20 protein-coding genes are annotated in these 19,659 nt (G+C 46.3%); 5 read left to right on the top strand and 15 right to left on the bottom strand.

Annotated features, from left to right (window positions below):
• Position 1 precedes the first annotated feature (1 nt).
• Complete coding sequence (locus KNO96_RS11700; RefSeq protein ID WP_214703932.1) at positions 2 to 391, bottom strand: lmo0954 family membrane protein; 390 nt, start codon at positions 389 to 391, stop codon at positions 2 to 4.
• A 245-nt stretch (positions 392 to 636) separates the two neighbouring features.
• On the opposite strand from KNO96_RS11700, the gene rsgA reads away from it, so the two are divergent.
• Complete coding sequence (gene rsgA / locus KNO96_RS11695) at positions 637 to 1,602, top strand: ribosome small subunit-dependent GTPase A (RefSeq protein ID WP_214703930.1); 966 nt, start codon at positions 637 to 639, stop codon at positions 1,600 to 1,602.
• A gap of 114 nt (positions 1,603 to 1,716) precedes the next feature.
• Entirely contained in the window at positions 1,717 to 2,994 is a 1,278-nt protein-coding gene (locus tag KNO96_RS11690) for an Nramp family divalent metal transporter (RefSeq protein WP_268745959.1), read from the top strand.
• Between the two features lie 48 nt (positions 2,995 to 3,042).
• Here KNO96_RS11690 and pflA read toward each other — a convergent pair whose 3' ends face one another.
• Positions 3,043 to 3,759 (bottom strand): pyruvate formate-lyase-activating protein, encoded by a 717-nt coding sequence (gene pflA / locus KNO96_RS11685; RefSeq protein WP_026826768.1) that lies wholly within the window; start codon positions 3,757 to 3,759, stop codon positions 3,043 to 3,045.
• A 57-nt stretch (positions 3,760 to 3,816) separates the two neighbouring features.
• Positions 3,817 to 6,051 (bottom strand): formate C-acetyltransferase, encoded by a 2,235-nt coding sequence (gene pflB, locus KNO96_RS11680; protein WP_026826769.1) that lies wholly within the window; start codon positions 6,049 to 6,051, stop codon positions 3,817 to 3,819.
• Positions 6,052 to 6,424: 373 nt separating this feature from the next.
• Here pflB and KNO96_RS11675 point away from each other — a divergent pair, with 373 nt between their 5' ends.
• Genes KNO96_RS11675 through KNO96_RS11665 form a run of 3 tightly spaced genes read left to right on the top strand, consistent with a single transcriptional unit; the run spans position 6,425 to position 8,708 of the window.
• Positions 6,425 to 6,847: a hypothetical protein gene (locus tag KNO96_RS11675; RefSeq protein ID WP_214703928.1), complete on the top strand. Its 423-nt coding sequence runs from the start codon at positions 6,425 to 6,427 to the stop codon at positions 6,845 to 6,847.
• 53 nt (positions 6,848 to 6,900) lie between these two features.
• Positions 6,901 to 8,067: a DEAD/DEAH box helicase gene (locus KNO96_RS11670; RefSeq protein ID WP_034771232.1), complete on the top strand. Its 1,167-nt coding sequence runs from the start codon at positions 6,901 to 6,903 to the stop codon at positions 8,065 to 8,067.
• Positions 8,064 to 8,708 carry a hypothetical protein gene (locus tag KNO96_RS11665; RefSeq protein WP_026826772.1) on the top strand — a complete coding sequence of 215 codons (645 nt, stop codon included), beginning with the start codon at positions 8,064 to 8,066 and terminating at the stop codon, positions 8,706 to 8,708. The genes KNO96_RS11670 and KNO96_RS11665 overlap by 4 nt, the downstream gene beginning before the upstream one ends.
• Before the next feature lie 137 nt (positions 8,709 to 8,845).
• Here KNO96_RS11665 and KNO96_RS11660 read toward each other — a convergent pair whose 3' ends face one another.
• The 12 genes from KNO96_RS11660 to KNO96_RS11605 form a co-directional block, all read right to left on the bottom strand.
• Positions 8,846 to 9,418 carry a hypothetical protein gene (locus KNO96_RS11660; RefSeq protein WP_214703927.1) on the bottom strand — a complete coding sequence of 191 codons (573 nt, stop codon included), beginning with the start codon at positions 9,416 to 9,418 and terminating at the stop codon, positions 8,846 to 8,848.
• Between the two features lie 426 nt (positions 9,419 to 9,844).
• Positions 9,845 to 10,945: a hypothetical protein gene (locus tag KNO96_RS11655; protein ID WP_214703926.1), complete on the bottom strand. Its 1,101-nt coding sequence runs from the start codon at positions 10,943 to 10,945 to the stop codon at positions 9,845 to 9,847.
• Between the two features lie 9 nt (positions 10,946 to 10,954).
• Positions 10,955 to 11,761, bottom strand: a complete 807-nt coding sequence (locus KNO96_RS11650; protein WP_214703924.1) for a hypothetical protein — start codon at positions 11,759 to 11,761, stop codon at positions 10,955 to 10,957.
• Positions 11,758 to 12,438, bottom strand: a complete 681-nt coding sequence (locus KNO96_RS11645) for an ABC transporter ATP-binding protein (RefSeq protein ID WP_214701112.1) — start codon at positions 12,436 to 12,438, stop codon at positions 11,758 to 11,760. Before KNO96_RS11645 ends, KNO96_RS11650 begins: the two co-directional genes overlap by 4 nt.
• Positions 12,416 to 12,808 (bottom strand): GntR family transcriptional regulator, encoded by a 393-nt coding sequence (locus tag KNO96_RS11640; protein ID WP_214703921.1) that lies wholly within the window; start codon positions 12,806 to 12,808, stop codon positions 12,416 to 12,418. Before KNO96_RS11640 ends, KNO96_RS11645 begins: the two co-directional genes overlap by 23 nt.
• 139 nt (positions 12,809 to 12,947) lie before the next feature.
• Entirely contained in the window at positions 12,948 to 13,538 is a 591-nt protein-coding gene (locus tag KNO96_RS11635) for a kinase (RefSeq protein ID WP_214703918.1), read from the bottom strand.
• 51 nt (positions 13,539 to 13,589) lie between these two features.
• The gene (locus KNO96_RS11630; RefSeq protein WP_251125182.1) at positions 13,590 to 15,275 is read right to left on the bottom strand and encodes a b(o/a)3-type cytochrome-c oxidase subunit 1; all 1,686 of its coding nucleotides are present in this window, start codon (positions 15,273 to 15,275) and stop codon (positions 13,590 to 13,592) included.
• Positions 15,276 to 15,746: a cytochrome c oxidase subunit II gene (locus KNO96_RS11625; protein ID WP_026826780.1), complete on the bottom strand. Its 471-nt coding sequence runs from the start codon at positions 15,744 to 15,746 to the stop codon at positions 15,276 to 15,278.
• A 24-nt stretch (positions 15,747 to 15,770) separates the two neighbouring features.
• Positions 15,771 to 15,890, bottom strand: a complete 120-nt coding sequence (locus KNO96_RS11620; protein ID WP_224863290.1) for a cytochrome c oxidase subunit 2A — start codon at positions 15,888 to 15,890, stop codon at positions 15,771 to 15,773.
• A 177-nt stretch (positions 15,891 to 16,067) separates the two neighbouring features.
• Entirely contained in the window at positions 16,068 to 16,778 is a 711-nt protein-coding gene (locus KNO96_RS11615; RefSeq protein WP_214703915.1) for a Crp/Fnr family transcriptional regulator, read from the bottom strand.
• 149 nt (positions 16,779 to 16,927) lie between these two features.
• Positions 16,928 to 18,313, bottom strand: coding sequence for an aldehyde dehydrogenase (locus tag KNO96_RS11610; RefSeq protein WP_214703912.1), 1,386 nt, complete (start codon positions 18,311 to 18,313; stop codon positions 16,928 to 16,930).
• Between the two features lie 166 nt (positions 18,314 to 18,479).
• Positions 18,480 to 19,625, bottom strand: coding sequence for an MFS transporter (locus KNO96_RS11605; RefSeq protein ID WP_026826783.1), 1,146 nt, complete (start codon positions 19,623 to 19,625; stop codon positions 18,480 to 18,482).
• Positions 19,626 to 19,659 lie beyond the last annotated feature (34 nt).

Here is a 19,659-nt window from a genome sequence, read left to right as displayed (position 1 = left end):
CTTAACGACGATTAACAAATTTCTGCCACACTTGATCGAACTGTTGGAAGCTGCTACGGCCAGCACGAGTTCCATCCGCATCTAAAATCTCGACATCCGGATCTCGTTTTTGTCCCGTATACATCATATACCCTTTAAATAACAACCATGCCACAATCACTCCGACGAGTGCCCAAATGTTCGAGAGCATCGTCCCAATCCCGACGACAGCAAGGATTCCGAAACCAACTTTAGCACCGATGTGTGTCACAGCCTGAAAACGGACCCCAGCCCAAAGCGTCAAGAGAGCTCCTAATCCGAACAAAATCATATTCGGTAAAGCACCGATTAACACGAGCACTAGAGCGATCCCGGCCACGATGAACAGCACCTTCTTCACTTGGTGATTCATCTGTCATCCCTCCTTATTAAGTACACTCTTATCATAATACGTTATTTTGTATAGGTCGACGAGCGGAAGGCTTGTTTCGCCTCGGTCTTTAGACTGAGATGTTACCGTTTTCAAATATTATGGTAAACTTATGCTATCGAACAATGAAAGGATGATGTTTTATGAGCAACATGATGCATGCACGCCACCTAATGTCAGCGAATCGGAGGGCTGTCGTCCTCCATCATTAAAAGGAGGATTCTATTTTGTTTCAACAAACTGAAACGGGACGTGTCACGGCACAGTTCCAACATCTTTATACGGTTTCCATCGGAGAGAAAGGTTATATGTGCGGAGTCTCCGGAAAATTTCGACATGCAGCGACGAGCGAACGGGATTACCCGGTCATCGGCGATTATGTCATGATTCAAGTTCGAGAACATGGTCAAGGTACGATTCACCATCTCCTTGAGCGTCGGACCGTTCTATCACGAGCGGCTGCCGGCAACGAGACACGTGAACAACTGATCTGCGCGAACGTCGACTACGTCTTGATTACGATGGCGTGTGGACACGACTTCAACATCCGCCGACTAGAGCGCTATACGTTAGCCGCTTGGGACACAGGCGCCATTCCAATCATCGTCCTGACGAAGATCGACCAAGTCGACTCCGTCGACACATTGCTTGAAGACATTCAAGTGAGCGCACCCGGGATTCAAGTATTCCCCGTCAGTGCCGTGACGGGAGAAGGTGTGGCTGAACTTCGTCACGCGTTACCGAGCGAGAGCACGATTGCATTCGTCGGTTCGTCCGGAGTCGGAAAGTCCACACTGACGAACGCCCTAGCCCACGAGGCACTCGCCGTCACACAAACCGTTCGGGCACAAGACGAGCGTGGGAAGCATACGACGACACACCGCGAACTCTTCCGAATCGATGATTTATACGTCATCGATACACCGGGGATGCGAGAATTCGGACTATGGGAAGGAAGCGAGCATCTCGAGGACACGTTCCGTGATATCGAAGCGCTTGCTGAGACGTGTCGTTTCCGCGACTGTTCACATCAGAAAGAACCGGGCTGCGCCGTCCAAGAGGCGCTTACGAACGGTACGATAGATGCGAAACGCTACGCGAGTTACCTCAAACTCGAACGAGAACTTCTCTATATGGAGAAGAAACAGGCAGAACATGCACGAGTGTTAGAAAAGAAAAAGCGCCGGTCATAAAGATTAAGAACTGTGAGCTTCTCACAGTTCTTTTTTATACGATTTGACAAGCTATTTCACCAGGCGTAAAATTGCCTTGTACTTAAAAAGTTTCCTTAGGTAAACAAATTAACCATCAGGCAAAAGAAAGAAGGATATGTCATGTTGAACGAAGTCGAATCGCCTCGAACACATCACTCGATATCTCAAAAAATGAAAACACTCCTCCCATTTCTAGGTCCGGCTTTTGTCGCTTCGATTGCTTATATTGACCCCGGAAACTATGCGACCAATATTGCCGCAGGTTCTCAGTTTGGTTACTTGCTTCTATGGGTGATTTTAATTGCAAACATCATGGCCGGTTTGATTCAAACGTTATCTGCCAAAATCGGAATCGCGACCGGAAAAAATTTACCTGAGATTTGTCGAGATCGCTTCTCTCGGAAAACTGCCATCTTTTTATGGATTCAAGCCGAGTTGATGATTATGGCAACTGATTTGGCCGAGTTTGTCGGTGCCGCCCTCGGAATCTACCTGGTGTTTGACGTAACACTGATTCAAGCCGCACTCCTCGCAGCGGTCGGTTCCTTTGCGATTTTAGAAGTGCAACGACGTGGCTACCGACCTCTCGAAACGGTTATAACAGGTATGCTACTCGTTGTCGCTCTTGCATTCGCCATTCAAACGTTCAGTGCTCAACCTGAAATGAAGCCTCTTTTATCCGGTCTCTTAATTCCTCGTTTCGATGGCACTGAGAGTATTTTACTGGCTGCCGGAATATTAGGTGCAACCGTGATGCCGCATGCCATTTACTTACACTCTGCGTTGACGCAACGACGGATCATCGGAAAAGATACGGTGGCACGAAAGCGAATTATGAAATTCGAACGAATCGATGTGATGATTGCAATGATTTTTGCTGGTGCGATCAATGCGAGCATGTTAATTATCGCTGCTGCTGTCTTTTATAAGAACGGTATAATCGTAAATGACTTGGAGATTGCCCACCAGCAGTTCGATTCCTTTTTAGGTTCACCGATTGCTATGCTGTTCGGGATTGGATTAATGGTCGCTGGACTATCAAGCGCATCTGTCGGTACGTTGGCTGGAGATGTCGTTATGCAAGGTTATATTCAAAAGCATATCCCGATTTACGTGCGTCGTCTAATTACGATGACCCCACCGCTCTTACTCATTTTGTCTGGCGTCAATTTGTCAAACGCTCTCGTTTGGAGTCAAGTCGTTCTTTCGTTCGGCATCGCGTTTGCCCTCGTCCCCTTACTTCTCTTTACGAGCAACAAGCAATTGATGGGCGGACTGGTGAATCACCGCTTCACAACATGGATCGGTTGGGGAATTACAGCGATTGTCATCGCATTAAATCTCTTTTTGATTCTCCAAACTTTTGTCTAATCTCTAAATCAATAAAACAAGCGCAGGCCGATGTGGCCTGCGCTTATTTTATACAGTTCCCTGCAAAATCCCTTCCGCCCACTCGACTTCATCTGATGTCGGAGGTTTCGTTCCTTTAAGCGGATAATCTAATCCAAGCGCCTCCCATTTGTAGACGCCCATTTCATGATACGGCAAGATTTCGACTTTCTCGACATGGTCTAGCTTCTGAATGAACGCGGCGGTGCGACGAAGCGCACCTTCTTCAAGCGTCCACCCAGGAACGAGGACGTGGCGAATCCACATTTTTGTTCCGCGCTCGGAAAGATGTTCGGCAAGCGCGAGCGTGTTGGCATTGCTACGACCCGTTAGCTTTTTACACATATCGTCATCGATATGCTTGATATCGAGCAAGACAAGATCGGTATGATCTAAAATCGCATCCAAATTAGGAGGACGGAGCGCACCGGACGTATCGAGCGTCGTATGGAGCCCGTGCTTTTTCGCTTCACGTAGTAGCGCCTCTAAAAATTCGGGTTGCGCGAGTGGATCGCCACCAGAGATGGTGATGCCACCATTCGATGCTTCCATGAACGGACGGTAGCTGAGCGCCTCTTGAATGACGTCTTCAGCCGAGCGGTGATTATTCTTTTTGAAATCCCACGTGTCCGCATTATGGCAATACAGGCAACGTAACGCACAACCTTGTAAAAAGACGATGAAGCGAATACCAGGGCCGTCAACTGTTCCGAATGATTCGACCGAGTGTACATATCCCATTGTCATCGAAATGACCTCCTAACGAATGAGCGACCTTCCTAACGAAGGCCGCTAAGCCTTTATTTACAACGAACCGTGGAACGTACGGTTGATTACATCAATCTGTTGCTCACGCGTCAATTTGATGAAGTTGACTGCATATCCAGATACGCGGATTGTGAGCTGTGGATACTCTTCTGGATGTTCCATCGCATCAAGGAGTGTTTCACGGTTGAAGACGTTGACGTTCAAATGATGTCCCTTATGCTCTCCACTCATATAACCGTCGAGAAGTGCCGCCAAGTTGAGTTCACGTGCGATTTCTTCTTTTCCGAGTGCTTTCGGTACGATTGAGAACGTGTACGAGATTCCATCCTGTGCGTGCTCAAACGGAAGTTTCGCGACTGATGAAAGTGATGCAGCCGCACCTTTAGTATCTCGTCCATGCATTGGGTTTGCTCCAGGAGCAAACGGTTCACCAGCACGACGACCGTCTGGCGTGTTCCCAGTTTTCTTACCGTAGACGACGTTTGATGTGATCGTGAGTACCGATTGTGTGTGAAGCGCGTCACGGTACGTTTTATGTTTCCGTACTTTTTCCATGAATGACTCGACGAGTTCGACAGCGATCGCATCGACACGGTCATCATTGTTTCCGAATTTCGGGAAGTCTCCTTCTGTTTCGAAGTCGATGATGATTCCTTCTTCGTTACGGACCGGTTTAACGTTCGCGTATTTGATTGCCGAGAGACTGTCGGCCGTTACCGAGAGACCAGCGATTCCACAAGCCATCGTCCGTAAGATTTCTGGATCGTGAAGCGCCATTTCGATTCGTTCATATGCATATTTGTCATGCATGAAGTGAATGACGTTGAGTGTGTTGACGTATAGTTCTGCCAACCAGTCGAGTGTACGGTCGAAATCGGCATATACTTTTTCGTACGTGAGTACATCTTCTGTGTTCATTTCCCAAACCGGGGCAATTTGAGCGCCGTTCTTCTCATCGCGTCCGCCGTTCATGCTATAAAGAAGGGCTTTTGCCATGTTGGCACGCGCACCGAAGAACTGCATTTGTTTCCCGATCTTCATCGGTGATACACAACATGCGATGCCGTAGTCGTCGCCGAATTGTGGCATCATCAAATCATCGTTTTCGTATTGAATGGCCGACGTTTCAATCGACATTTTCGCACAGTATTGTTTAAACCCTTCTGGAAGTTTCGTTGACCAAAGGACAGTCAAGTTCGGTTCCGGAGCTGGTCCAAGGTTTGTGAGTGAATGCAAGAATCGGAACGAGCTCTTCGTGACGTTCGAGCGACCATCTTCACTCATCCCACCGATTGATTCTGTTACCCATGTTGGGTCACCTGAGAATAATTCGTTATAGTCCGGCGTCCGTAAGAATTTGACGATCCGAAGCTTCATGATGAAGTGGTCGACGATTTCTTGGACATCTGATTCCGTCAAACGACCAGACTCGATATCACGCTCTGCGTACACATCAAGGAACGTGGAGACGCGACCGAGTGACATCGCCGCACCATTTTGTTCTTTGATGGCTGCGAGATAGGCCAAGTACACCCATTGATACGCTTCTTGCGTGTTTTCCGCAGGACGACCAAGGTCAAACCCATAAGCCGATCCGAGTTGCTTGAGCTCTTGGAGGGCACGAAGTTGTTCATTCAGCTCTTCCCGCTCGCGGATGTCCGATTCAGATAAGAATCCGCCGCGTTTTGCCAAATCTTTTTTACGTTCTGCCATCAAGAAGTCAATCCCATAGAGAGCGACGCGACGATAGTCCCCGATGATGCGTCCACGACCGTAAGCATCCGGAAGACCTGTGATGATTCCCGACTTACGAGCGGCCCGCATCTCAGGCGTATAGGCATCGAAGACACCTTGGTTATGTGTTTTACGGATTTCTGAGTAAATTTTTGTGATTTCTTCATCTGGTTCGAAACCATATGATTCGAGTGCGGCATCAACCATACGAATACCGCCATTCGGGTGAATCGAACGTTTGAACGGTTCATCCGTTTGAACGCCGACGACTTTTTCTAACTCTTTGTTTAAGTAGCCTGGTCCATGCGACACAATCGTCGATGGTGTGTGTTGATCGACGTCCCAGACGCCTCCACGTTCACGTTCTTCTTTTGTAAGTTCCATCACACGATTCCACAGAACGTTCGTCGCTTCTGTCGGACCTGCTAAGAACGTATCGTTCCCTGTGTATTCATGACGGTTCAAACGGATAAACTCACTGACGTTTACTTCATTCGTCCATTGACCAGGTACAAAACCTGACCATGCGGATTTGATTTCGGTTGCCATGTTGATTCACTCCTCATTCTCGAAAGTAACTGCCTGCTATCTATACTTGAAGTGTACGTGAAAACGTGAACAATATGTTTTACATTATTGTGAAACTTGTAACAATCTTATGAACGTGATAAAACAGCCGTTTTTGAAAGCGTTTTACAAACTGTTATATTCCTTACTTCATAAAGTTTGAAACAGATGAATCCCTGTTAGATAGGGTTTCAATTTCATCTGTACTATTTTGATTGTTCTGTGACTAACTATACAGTTTTTAGAGTGATTTAACTCACATCACTCGGTTAGAACTTGAATTTTCGTGTCGTATCAGACACAATGAAGGCAGAACATTGTATAAGAGGAAGGGGTTCTACTTATGACGTACGAACCATTAACAACAAACAATACCTTTCAAGTCGGCGATCGTATCTCATTGAAGGTCGACGAGGCAGGTGAAAAGCGTGACGGATTTATCACAGAATTTGAAGATGGAGGGTTCTGGATTCGCTTTGACGATGACATCGAAAATGAAGATTTTATCGATTATCGCGACCAACTACTCGCTGCACTTGAGTCGCGTCCAATGAATGTCATCACGACACACCCGGAGCTGAAGCCGTTCGAGCAAATGACGACCGAGTTACAGTATCGTGTCTATCAAGGATTCACGATTGAACAAGTTAAATTGACAGAAAAAGGTGCGGATGCCCACATCCAACTCATTGAGGACGGTCAAACGTTTACACAGACGTTACGTTCTACAATGGAAGATGGTCAGGAGCATGTTCGCTATATTTGACGAGGGAGCGCTTTCGCTTCCTTTGTTTTTGCCTAAAGATAAGGAGACCGATTATGAATTTTACAAAACCTTTTATTAACGAAACGTGGGAACGGATGGGCTTTAACGAGCCGATGCCGGTCCAAAAAGAAGCGTTTCCCCTACTATTAGATGGAAAAGACGTGACAATCGAAGCACCGACGGGAACGGGTAAGACGCTCGCCTATTTACTTCCCGCGATTGAAAAGATTGATCCGTCGAACGATCGTATCCAAGTCGTCATCGTCGCCCCGACTCGTGAACTTGTCATGCAGATTCAACAAGTCGCACAGCGCTTCACTGAAAAAGGCGACGTCCGCATCGGTTCATTCATCGGCGGTGTCGAATTGAAACGCCAAATCGACCGGATCAAGAAAAAGCCGCATTTGATTGTCGGGACACCGGGTCGTCTCGTCGAGTTGATTGACAAGAAAAAACTGAAGCTTCACGAGACACATACCGTTATTTTAGATGAAGCCGACCAAATCATCGACAGCGGTTTGACAGAGGCCGCAGAACGAATCATCAAGCATACTGCGCATGAGCGTCAGCTTGCACTCGTCTCGGCAACACTCACCGATTCACTCAAAGAGTGGTCATCACCATTCATGAACGAGCCGGCTCATATCAAAATCGAACGTGCTGTCAGCGATCAAGTGACATACGGCTATCTGTTGACGACGCGTCGCTACAAACCGGAACTCCTTCGTCGTCTTTCACACGTCGATGGCGTGAAGGCACTCGCCTTCATCAACAACCGTTCGTTCTTGCCACCTCTTCGAGGAGAATTAGAGAAGTTGAAAGTGAACTATCGGATGCTCGACAGCTTGAAAGGAAAACGTGAACGCGTCGAGACGCTCCGTGAATTCCGTAAAGGGGAATACCCGCTCCTCATCACGACCGGCCTCGCGGCACGCGGCCTCGATATTGAGGATGTGACACATGTCGTCCATTTCGACTTACCGGAATCAATCGACGACTTCATTCACCGTTCAGGCCGTACCGCTCGCGGTAGCGCAGCCGGAACCGTCCTTTCCCTTGTGACGACAGACGATCTCCCACACTTGAAATCATTCGCACGTCAGCTCGGTGTCGAGTTAAAAGAACTTGAGATTTATCGTGGCGACGTGATTGAGAAACGGATTGAGGAGAAGCCTCCTGTCGTCAAACGTCCTGAGAACAAGCGAGGACCGCGCCGATGAAAAAAGACCGGAAAGTAATTCCCTTCCCTTTGCTCGTCGAAGAGTCCGAATTGCTTGCCGAACTGAAAAAGTTATATGAGCAAGCGGCTCTTGCGCGAAGCACACAGTGGACGAACTATATTCAAGAGATCGCGTCGGAAGGGACTTGGCATTTAAAAGACGCTGAGCTCTTCCGTGACCTCTTCATCGACTGGGCCGTCTTCTTTGAGACGGACGAGGACGGTATGACGCCCCACGGTCGCTATTTGACTGACCATAAGGGCGACATGTCACCTGCCCTCTATCACGCACTCCGTGGACTTGCTGTCCCGCGTTGCAGCATTTTTGAAGTGACCGAAGACGGTCAGTTAAAAGACTGGGAGTCAAAAGAGACATATGCTGTTCAGTTACCGGAAGAACGTGAGACCGGCGACCTCGTCCTCGGGAAGTTACTCGATATCCGAGGCAGCTGGCGCTTCGGTTCGGCGTTCCTCGCCTTACCCGCGAAAATGTCTGGTAATGTTGTCGATCTATATATCGACTTTACGGATGAAGTCGGTCCCGGTGCCTTTTTGGAGCAGTTCCCAGAGTTCTGTGCGGAACTGATCGACTTGTTACTTGATTTAGAAGAAGGCGTCATCATCCCGAAACCGACTAAATAAAGGGGCCAGATTTGTATGCAATCATCGCCTCACTATACTTATGGGTGCAAGTTCAGTATTCCAACACTAATACAAAGAGCGGGTATGCCAAGACCCGCTCAGATTTTATGAGACTCCGAAATCAATCGGGGTCTGTTTTATTTCCTAAAGGCTGCTGAACATGATCCAATCACAGATGAAACACCGAAGAAATCTAGCAAGGCTTCGCGCGCATCTGGTCCTGCATCTTTAGCGGCGAGTCGGACAGCTTGTTTAAGTGACGCTGTCTTACTTAATTTATCCTCTCGTGACATCTTATAGTATGGTTTGATTGCTTTAACAAACTTAGTGGCGCCACCGACAGATTTCAAGGCAGACTTAATTTTGAGGATTTTAGCTGGAGTAAAATTGACGACGATTGCAGTTCCGACGGCCCCTACACAACCTGCAATTGAACCTATACTAGCCATTCGAACATCCGATAAACCTTGTCCCTCTTCTAAACCGAGCGGGAAACTCACTTCATTCTCAAGGTATGTTTTAATGGCTTCCTCGCCTTGCATAATCACTTCATCCGGCATATTCTCGATTGCAGTTAGGATCTCAATTAACTGTAAATCCTGCTCATTCAAACCATCAGCAGCGTTAGCTGAACCTACTGGTATGAGTGAGGCAGACAAAACAAGTACCATTGCCATCATAACTGATACAATTTTTGATTTTATGGACAATTTATCTCTCCTCCTTCGTTTTCACTCCAAATTTAAGCACTGCAGCGATTAGAAAAATCGCAATGGTTATAACCGCTTTACTATTCTCAGACAATCCATCCACAAAAAAGTGTATAACGGTAATGGCTGCGAGGAGTAGGATGTAAATCCACTCTTTAGTCGAATTTTTCATATATATGACCTCCCATTCACTCGCAAAATTAACATACTAAAATTTGGAATGTAAGCCCGGAAAAGATGTTCTAAGGAGTAAGACATATGTCTATATTTAGAAATGTAAAAAATAAAAAAAGCGGACAAACTTGTCCGCTCAGAATGTTGATGAGGCATCCTCCCCGTTATAGCAGTGAAGAAACGTTATCGTAGCGGTCATCACTAGTAATGACGCTGACTCACGCTTCGGATGGACCCCATCTTTGCATATTTTTATCTGACATATACGTCAATCTGTTTGAGCATGTCACGCGCTTCTTCATTTTCAGGCGTGATTGCCGCGCTTGAGATTTGTCTCCCATCCTCGTATACATCGATAACGACACCGTCCTTCGCTTGGCGCGTTTGGTACAGGCGACCATTTACGTAAGAGGCATGATCCACCGAGTCGAGAACTATCCGAGTCGTTTGTTTCCCGGTGTTCAAGTCGATGACGACTTCCTCGCCGTCTTCATTTAATGCGATCAGGTTGTGGCCTGACACTGTATGATCCCAAAAGCCTTGGCCTTCAACCAATTGAACAACTTTCCCCGTTTTTGTATCGTAAGCGAATAGTCCTGGCATCGCGTCCTCAACATGGATGTCCTCTTCCCCTTCTCGGATGACTTCGTGAGAACTAACACTGACTGGAACGTATCGTGTTTCTGTCAGCCGAGTATCTACATCAGTAGCATAAAATCGATTCGTATGCATGACACCGGTGATAAATCCTTTGTCCATACTCAATTCTTTGACGGTCACATCATTCATCGTCTGGTTGAACGTGGCGAGCATCGTTTTTTTTACCTCGCCATATCCGTCCCGATAGATCAAATTTAACTGGCCGTCCTTAATAAAGATACCTGCCCACCACCCTGTCATGATCTCATAAATTTGACGTTCCTCGGCATCGAACGTATAAGTCGATAGCTCTTTTCCTTCTACTTGTTCAAATACGATGAGCTCTTTCATTCCATCCTGACCGACCCCGATATATCCCTCTTCTGTTTGAATCGATTGGGCATATGTCATTCCGTTCATTTGTCGATGAACCGGGCGTTCTCCCTCATTTAAACGTTCATGATACCGTAGCGCCTCAGCAATATAATTCAAATTTGACGTGATGCGACTCTCATCAGTCGTCACTTCAAACCGCTCTTCTACACTGTCCTCTATGCTATAACTGATCTCAACCACTGCGTCTGTCCAAACAGATGGATTCGAATTGATGTCTAACGCCCATTCTGCTTTCGTTTCCGTCGCATCAACAGCAAACGTCCCAAGTCCAATCACGATGACCGCACCAAGAGCGGCCACATTCCACATTCGTTTCATTTTCTCACCTCAAACATTCAGTTTCGTCTGTAAAAATCGTCCGCCTAACCAAATCGTCACACCTGCCCATGCTATCAACACCACACCGACATATACAATCGTCTCATCATAAATCAGGTAATTATCCAAGAACGCGTAGCCTAAAATCGGAATAGTTAAGATGACAACTAGAATCGATAAGCTAAGTACCGGTGACCACAACGTCCGTTGCCAGAAACTTCGTTCAATCAACACAAATGCGAAGATGAAGAGCACAGCGATCGTGATCATCAATTGATGAATGACAAAATTAACGAGTGAAGAAGGATACATCATAGACAGTATTGCCTGGTACGATAGTGCTTGTTCAAATGACCCTTGCATCGGAATCATCTTATCTTCGAACCAACTTGTAAACGCTATGTATTGCAACTTAAGGGCAATCCATTCGACAGCGAACAACCCGAACGTCATCATTAATATGGTAGCGAGTTTGGCGAAAAAAATGGTCATTCGTTTTTGTGGCATCGTGAGGAGTCGCATCATGAACGTCCCTCGTCCTTGAAAATCGCGATACCAAATCCATACGCTGTACAGTAACACGGCAGCAACGGCAATCCCGAGGGATAAAAGATATGGAGTTCCGTTCAAGTAACTGACAAACATCAATTGATAGTCTGCATTCCCTGCACGACGTAACTGCTCGTACAATTGTGTCTCGCCCCATAAAAAGTAGCCGAGATATCCAAACTGGACGACGAGGAGACCGGTGACTAACATCAAGAACGGTTTCGTGACACGCTCGACTTCCCAACTCAATAGTTTCAATAGATTCATGCCCCGTACTCCTCTCTCATCACATCGACGATGGACTTACCATGAATGAAACGGACATCTTCGACATCAAACTCACGGACGATGCGTCCGTTATTCAACATGACCGCCTTGTCGATCAAGTACTCGATATCTTCAATCTCGTGTGTCGTAATGAGCACACCCCGGTTCTCCATGACCTCACTCGAAAACAGTTCAACAATCTGTTCTTTCGAAAAGACATCGATTCCTGAGAACGGTTCATCGAGTAATAAATAATCCGGGTCTTGGGCAATGCCGAGCGCAAGGTTCGCTTTGGCGAGCGTCCCTTTCGATAACTCGCTTAACTTATCCTCCGGGAACAATTTAAAGTCTTCGACGAGACGAGCAAATAATGCCGAATCAAATGTCGGATAAAAGTCTTTCATAAACGCCTCACATTGCTCGATTGTAAAGTGAATCGGGAACATCGCATGGTCGGCGACGAAAGCGACACGATTCAAATCGATCGGTTTTCCATCAATCAATACCGAACCTTTATCAAAAGGTGTCAATCCCATGATGCCTTTCAATAACGTCGATTTCCCTGTTCCGTTCAGTCCGATGAGACATGTGATTTCCCCTTTATTCGCTGTGAACGAAACGTCTTCAATGACTTGTTTTTTGCGATAGCGCTTCTTAACTCCCAACACTTCGATCATCGTATATTCCCTCCTTGTACTGTCGTTTGATTTTCTCGACAAGTTCGTCTACCGAGACGTCAAGCTCTTGAATCGATTCCACAAATACAGCGACCGCGTCATCTACAATCTCAGAACGAATGTGTTTCAAGATGGCGTCATCTGTCGTCACGCGACTCGGTCGATTTCGTTCGGTCGTAATCAATTGTTGGTCCTCCATTTCCTTAAACGCTTTTTGAACCGTGTTCGGATTAATTTTTAAATCGTTCGCTAGTTCTCGCCGGGATGGCATCTCATTCCCGGCCTTTAGTTCACCGAGTGCCATCTTCTTCTTGAAGTAGTCGACGACCTGTAGATAAACCGGTGCCCTCGTATTGAATTGCATGTTCATCACCTTTCTAAGTGTATGACATGGTTAATACACTTTCTAACTGTATTATTAGTGTAATACACTTCTGCGTCAATCTTTTTTTCAAATTTTCGCCAAATAAAAAACATCTGACACGTGCGTCAGATGTTGAAATGTTCAGTCAGAACACGATATCCGCCCCTCTTTTCGGATCGATTTGTTGAAGATACAGATCTTCCCCGGGCCAGTACCGGCGCTTATATTTCGCAAGTCTTTTCGCCGGATCGCCGAGGTATGTATCACGGTTCAATACTCGCTCATAACGAACCTCGCGTGGGCAGTCGAGATAAATCACATAATCGAAGTAAGGACGCCATTCCGGTCGCTGCAAAAAAATCCCCTCTATGACGACTGTATGAGCAGATGACACATCAATCTTCTCTTCTGCGATGACATCTCGTTCATACACGTAACGAGGTAATTTTAGTTCGGTAATCCCATTCCTTAATGGACGAAACAGTTCACACTCAAGACGCGATACGTCCCATTGTAGAGCATAATACTCGGTCGGTTCAGACTGTCCGGTCTCATAGCGCTTTGCACGTTCGACGATATAGTCATCGATGTGAAGAACATAAACACTCGGCTCATTGCTCAAATGTGAAACGCGCGTCGTTTTGCCCGCTCCGCTCAGTCCATCAATCGCTACGACAAACGGTCGATTCCCTAAGTGTATCGAACGTGCTGCATGGATGACCTCTAATGTGTTCATACCGTTCCTCCCCACACAAAAAAGTCAGCTCACGTATGAGCTGACTTTAGTTTACCAGAGTACCCAACCACGCGCTCCAGGAGGCGCACTCTCAATCAAGTGCCAGATTGGAACGGTGTATGCAAATGCGATCAAGACGAATGTCACGGTGATCCATAGTTTCCAATTCTCGAAATAACGTGGTGTATCCATCGCTGCTTCCTCTGTCTCAGCGAGCGGGAATTCTTCTTCGCCTTTCGGTGCGAGGAATGACAAGTTGAACATCGAGTAGACGAAGATGAGAACAGAGATGAACAAAATTGTTCCCCCGATTGCCATCATGACGTGATATGGGATCCATTCACGTGTCAACGCATCCGAGAAATAAGTTGCCGGACCCGTACGACGTGGGTTCCCGTTTAATCCTGAAATATGCATCGCATACGACATGATAGACATACCGAACGCCCACGTTCCTGCTTGAATCAAACCAAGTTTGTTCATCGCCTTCGTCAACGTGCGACCACGAAGGACTGGTACGAGCCAATAGGCCGTCCCGAAGAACGTCAAGGCAACAGCCGTTCCGACGGTGATGTGGAAGTGTCCTGTGACCCAAAGTGTATTGTGGACCATCGCGTTCAATTGGTGCGAAGCGTTGATGATCCCACCTGCGCCGGCAGGAATGAAGAACAACATCCCGACGAATGGTGCAAGGAAACGAACATCGCCATATGGCATTTTCTTCACCCAGCCGAACAACCCTTTTGCACCAAGCGCACGTCCACGAAGTTCGAACGTCGCAAAGAGCGAGAACGCCGTCATAAACGAAGGAATGACAACTAAGAACGTCAAGATAACTTGAACGAACTTCCAGAACGGCTCAATCCCTGGCTCTGTCAATTGATGGTGGAATCCGACCGGGAATGAGAAGAGTAAGAATAACAAGAATGCCATTCGCGCCAACGCATCAGAGAAGATTTTTCCGCCGATTACTTTCGGTACGACCGTATACCACACAATATATGCCGGCATGAGCCAGAAATACACGAGCGGGTGCCCGAAGTACCAGAATAATGTACGGGATAATTCAATACCGACTGTATCTTTCCACCCGAGTGAGAGCGGGAGGAGTTGGAATAAAATCGTCGCTGCGACACCGAGTGTCGCGATGACCCAAAGTAGCATCGTCATAATACTCATGTAAGCCGGGAGTGGTGGATGAACCCCTGGGTTATCACGTTTGTAATCTGCATACATCCGGAACATCGCGAACGAGGAGAACCACGTTCCGACTACGAACAGGACGAGTCCGACATAGAAGAGCGGATCTGCCATGAGCGGTGCATAAAATGTATAAAGTACAGTCCCTTTATTAGCAAGAATCATCACAGTGATCATGACAGCACCGATAATCATCGTCCAAAAACCGAGCCAAGCGACACGGGTCGGGAACGATTCAAAGCGACCGAATGACTTCGCAAGTAGCGCATATAATAGACCGATGATGAACATCGTTGTGAAGACGATTCCGAGCATGATTCCGTGAGCTGTTAGTAACTGATAATATCCAAAAATTTCAGGAATGACACCGGTCCGAATTAACGTCTGCATCAAACCAGCCAATGCACCAATCAAGACAGCGAGAATCGATACAAGAACGTGACCGTAAGCAAGACGCGCTTCTTTCGCTCCAATACTCGGAACCGGAACTCCACGCTCCATCTCCCATTGCTTCAGTTTAGATGATACATCGTTCATTTACTCCACCACCTTGATTTTAGTCGACATCATGTGATGTCCTGTTCCACAATATTCGTTACAAAGAATCAAAAATTCTCCAGCTTCCTCAAACGTGTACGTCAATGAGTTGATATGTCCAGGGACGACCATCATATTGACCGGTGTACCTGTCAACTGAAATCCGTGAACGACGTCCGGTGACGTCACGAGGAACGTCACTTTTGCACCTTTTGGAATTTCGACATTTCCTGGTGTAAAGGTAAATGCTTGTGCAATCATGACGAGCTCGTATTCATTCTCGCCAATTTGATGAAGTCCCGGTTGATCAAACGGAGCCGTCTGATTCACTTTTGCTGGGTCGATCAAATCCGCATCCGATGCAGGTTGATTTCCCGCTGCGAAGGCAGATACCCCTAGAACAGTCAAGAAAACTGCAAGCAAGATAATACCAAACGTAAGCCAATATTTTTCTAATTTATGAATATGCATGACGAGACCCTTCTCCCTGTATGTTTATCGAGTAACAAATAAGTAAAAGACCGAAGACCACATGGCGATGATGACACCTGCGACAATCATGACCGATGTAAACGTTCCTTTAAGATTTGGTTCTTGTCCATCTTTATGTTCCACGTGTAAAACCCCTTTCGCTTGTTTTTCCACCTTTATTGTACGCAATCGCTCAGGTGATAATATGTGACATTTATCACTTCAAAAGTGACAATCACATCAATTTTGCGTAGTTTCAACACACAAAATTCACATTTTTAAAAAGGAGTCCACAAAAAAACCACCTACACATGAGGTGGTTTACAAACGACATATTCCAGCAGGACAACCCTCGCAGTGACAAAGCTCTTTCAAAAAATCAACATCGTGAATAACGATCGATTTTGCTGTTGTACTGATGACTCCGTCTTTTCGCCACTGGCTGATCAAACGGTTCACCGTCTCGCGCGGAGCTCCAATCAATTGCCCCAGTTCTCCATCGGACGGATGACGAGGAATCACAATGGTATCTTCTTCCTCTACACCATGCATGGCCGCCATCCGCAGTAATGTCGAGCCCAGCGCCCCTGGCTTTCCGTACAATAATAAGTCGCGGACTTTCATTTCCGAGTGCTTCCGCATCATCGATGTCCAACGTAAAATTTCTCCAGCAAACCGAATATCGCTTTGCATCAGTGATTCTAGCTCACGTTTCGAAATCGTTCCAATTGTACTTTCTTCTGTCGTCTCGATACTGTATGAACTCGGGAAAGTTTCCACGATATCGAACTCACCGAAGAAATCATCTGGTCCATACATGAACATGACGAGTGGATTTCCTTTTTTCGTGATTTTCGTAAATTTAACAGAACCACTCTTTAAGTAAAAGAACTTATCACACTTCTCGCCTTCCCAACACACGATACTTGCTTTTGGATGATGCTGAATCGTCATCATTTCAAGTAACAGTTGTTTCGTTTCATCTGAAAATACAAAACTGTTCGGCTGAGTCGTTCCACATTGCATTGACATAAGTCGTTGCTCCCTCCACATTTCATTCGTCCGTTCCATTTATGACTTTATTATACAAGAGTGTGACAGGAAGAATCGTAAAAGTATGTGACATTTCAAACAATCTTTAAAAAAGAGATTCGGCTATTCTCCCGAATCTCTCTGCTTGTTCAACGCTGAATCAACCGAATCAATTTTTCTGCCGGTTTGAAGTTCGGATACCGGACCGGTAAATCGAATTTTGTCGTATTCTTTAAAATCGATTTGGCGTGACTGAACGTTTCAAAACTCGTTCGACCGTGATAAGCCCCCATCCCGCTCTCGCCGACTCCGCCAAACGGAAGGTTCGGATTCGTCAAGTGCATGATGACATCGTTCACGCACCCTCCGCCAAAGGAAAGATGTTTCATAACTGTTTTTTCCACGTCTTTCGATTCCGTAAAGAGATAGAGAGCAAGAGGATGCGGTCGGTCAGAAATGAACTCGATTACTTCATCAAGTTGACGGTACGGAATGACCGGTAAGATTGGACCAAAGATCTCGTCTTTCATCACATCAGCATCTTCATGAAGATTCGTCATGACAGTAGGCGCAATTTTTAGTTCATCTTGACTCGTTTCACCACCGAAAATAAGGTCACCCTCCGTCAAGTAGTGGGACAGACGGTCGAAGTGTGCTTCATTGACGATGCGCGTGTATCGTTTTGTCCCGACACCATTCCCGAACATCGCAAACGCTTCTTGTTTAACGGCTTCTAAGAAAGCTTCCTGCTGTGATTCATGCACGAGCACATAGTCTGGTGCGACACATGTTTGACCGGCATTCATCCATTTCCCCCATGCGACACGTTTCGCTGCAATCGAGACGTTCGCATCTCCATGAACGATAACAGGTGATTTCCCACCGAGTTCTAGTGTGACCGGTGTCAGATGTTCTGCTGCTGATTTATTGACGATCCGACCAACTTGCGTAGAACCTGTGAAGAAAATGTAATCCCATTTTTGATCCAATAATTCTTGAGCCGTGTCCTTATCACCTTCGACACTTGCTACATAGCGATCGGTAAAGGCGCGCTCTAACACCTGTGTCAAGACACGAGCGACGTTAGGCGTCAACTCTGAAGGTTTGACAACGGCGGTGTTCCCTGCGGCGATTGCGCCGATGAGCGGAGCAACGGCCAATTGGAAGGGATAATTCCAAGGAGCGATAATTAATACCGTACCGTACGGCTCATAACGTATCTCGCTCTTCATCCCAAGATGGATGGCTGTTCCACGGACACGTTTCGGACGCATCCACCGTTTTAATTCTCGTTTCGTTCGTGAAATCTCATCGTAAATAAATCCGATTTCTGTCGTATACGCATCCATCTCTGATTTGTTCAAGTCTTCGCGCAGAGCTTCTAACAAGTCCGGTTCATAGTGCTTGATCGATTCCTTTAAAAACGTCAGCATGCTCAAACGGAATGCCATTGATTTCGTCGCCTGAGTTTTAAAGAAGCGGCGTTGTTTCTGGACAAGCTCATCAATCGTCAACTGTTCAATCGGTGCCAGCATAAACTTTCCTCCTTACGATTTATCACATTTATTTCATCTTATCATCCAATGAAGAGTGAATCTAAGAAATCGCTTTCATCCATTGAACATCTTTCAATCTCCTATAAACGTTTAAAGGTTTAAACATTTAATCATATGTATAGATTAATGAATTAAAGTCATCGTGTCAAAACATTCGCCCTCTTTTTAGAGAACTCATCATAAAGAGAAGACTCGCTCCCCATAAAATTACTCCGGTCAGCGTAAACTGCTGGATGACCGAAAGAGAAAGCGCACTTAAAAACGACGATCCCGCCACCGTTCCGAGAGAGAAAAATGCATAAAATGCCCCGTACGCTTTTCCCCGATTTTGTGGGGATGTTGATTGAATCAACAATGTGTTGATTGCCGGAAATAAGATCGCAAATCCGACTCCATATAAGGCAAGTACCCCGTAAAGGCCAGATTGTACACTTGCTTGTCCAATGAGCAGCTGACTCGTCCCGATGATGGCCACCCCGAGTGCGCTCAATTTAGTCGGGGAAAAGCGATCGAACAGTCGGTTCGTTGGTAATAAAAAGAATAGGACGGCGACCACACCGAACATACTGAGTAACGTCCCACTCAATCGCGAATCGTATCCGAGCGCTTGCACATGGAGCGGCAATAAAAAAGCGAGCGCCCCTTGTGAAAACATGAGGAAGAAAGCCCCCCAATAGGCCCGAATCACTCTAGAATCAGCTTTCACCGGTTCGTCATCTGTTTTTGTCTTCACATCTATCATTTGACCGCGACGCATCGTGATGACCGTCAAGAACAGAATTATCCAACCGAATAAAGAGACGAATAGAAAAACGGTCGGGGGTGACGTCATACTTGCGACAATCCCACTAAAGGCTGGACCGACGATGGCCGCTAGACCAACAAAACTACCGGTGATTGCAACTTTCTTCCCTTGACGATTCGTCGCGGTGACGTTCGCAGACAGCGTAAACGCTGCCGGGACGATGAGCCCGGCCATAAAGCCGTGAACAAACCTTACAAACAGCAACATAGATGCTGAGTCGACGAACTGATAAGTCAATAAACTGAAGCTCGTCAAAAATAAACCGAGAACTAAAACGCGATATGGACCATTCCTGTCAGTCCATATACCAGATAATATATTTCCAAACGTGTTCGTCAACGAATAAATGGCAATAGAAAAACCAGCGATAAACGAAGATGCCCCAACGGATACCGCAAATGTACTCATAATCGGAAGTTGGGCGAACAAATCAAAAAAAGCAAAAAATACAATTGCATATAATATAAAACGCGATGGAGTTTTCATCAGACAATTCCTCTTTCTCGTGATCTTACCCTTA

The organism is Exiguobacterium sp. s89 (assembly GCF_018617735.1).
Classification (GTDB): Bacteria; Bacillota; Bacilli; order Exiguobacteriales; family Exiguobacteriaceae; genus Exiguobacterium; species Exiguobacterium marinum.
This window is presented reverse-complemented; position numbering and strand designations above follow the sequence as displayed.

Coding starts and splice junctions, on each gene's coding strand:
- KNO96_RS11700 (WP_214703932.1), bottom strand. CDS start 391: ATGAATCACCAAGTGAAGAAGGTGCTGTTCATCGTGGCCGGGATCGCT.
- pflA (WP_026826768.1), bottom strand. CDS start 3,759: ATGACAATGGGATATGTACACTCGGTCGAATCATTCGGAACAGTTGAC.
- KNO96_RS11675 (WP_214703928.1), top strand. CDS start 6,425: ATGACGTACGAACCATTAACAACAAACAATACCTTTCAAGTCGGCGAT.
- KNO96_RS11670 (WP_034771232.1), top strand. CDS start 6,901: ATGAATTTTACAAAACCTTTTATTAACGAAACGTGGGAACGGATGGGC.
- KNO96_RS11665 (WP_026826772.1), top strand. CDS start 8,064: ATGAAAAAAGACCGGAAAGTAATTCCCTTCCCTTTGCTCGTCGAAGAG.
- KNO96_RS11655 (WP_214703926.1), bottom strand. CDS start 10,945: ATGAAACGAATGTGGAATGTGGCCGCTCTTGGTGCGGTCATCGTGATT.
- KNO96_RS11650 (WP_214703924.1), bottom strand. CDS start 11,761: ATGAATCTATTGAAACTATTGAGTTGGGAAGTCGAGCGTGTCACGAAA.
- KNO96_RS11645 (WP_214701112.1), bottom strand. CDS start 12,438: ATGATCGAAGTGTTGGGAGTTAAGAAGCGCTATCGCAAAAAACAAGTC.
- KNO96_RS11640 (WP_214703921.1), bottom strand. CDS start 12,808: ATGAACATGCAATTCAATACGAGGGCACCGGTTTATCTACAGGTCGTC.
- KNO96_RS11635 (WP_214703918.1), bottom strand. CDS start 13,538: ATGAACACATTAGAGGTCATCCATGCAGCACGTTCGATACACTTAGGG.
- KNO96_RS11630 (WP_251125182.1), bottom strand. CDS start 15,275: ATGAACGATGTATCATCTAAACTGAAGCAATGGGAGATGGAGCGTGGA.
- KNO96_RS11625 (WP_026826780.1), bottom strand. CDS start 15,746: ATGCATATTCATAAATTAGAAAAATATTGGCTTACGTTTGGTATTATC.
- KNO96_RS11615 (WP_214703915.1), bottom strand. CDS start 16,778: ATGTCAATGCAATGTGGAACGACTCAGCCGAACAGTTTTGTATTTTCA.
- KNO96_RS11610 (WP_214703912.1), bottom strand. CDS start 18,313: ATGCTGGCACCGATTGAACAGTTGACGATTGATGAGCTTGTCCAGAAA.
- KNO96_RS11605 (WP_026826783.1), bottom strand. CDS start 19,625: ATGAAAACTCCATCGCGTTTTATATTATATGCAATTGTATTTTTTGCT.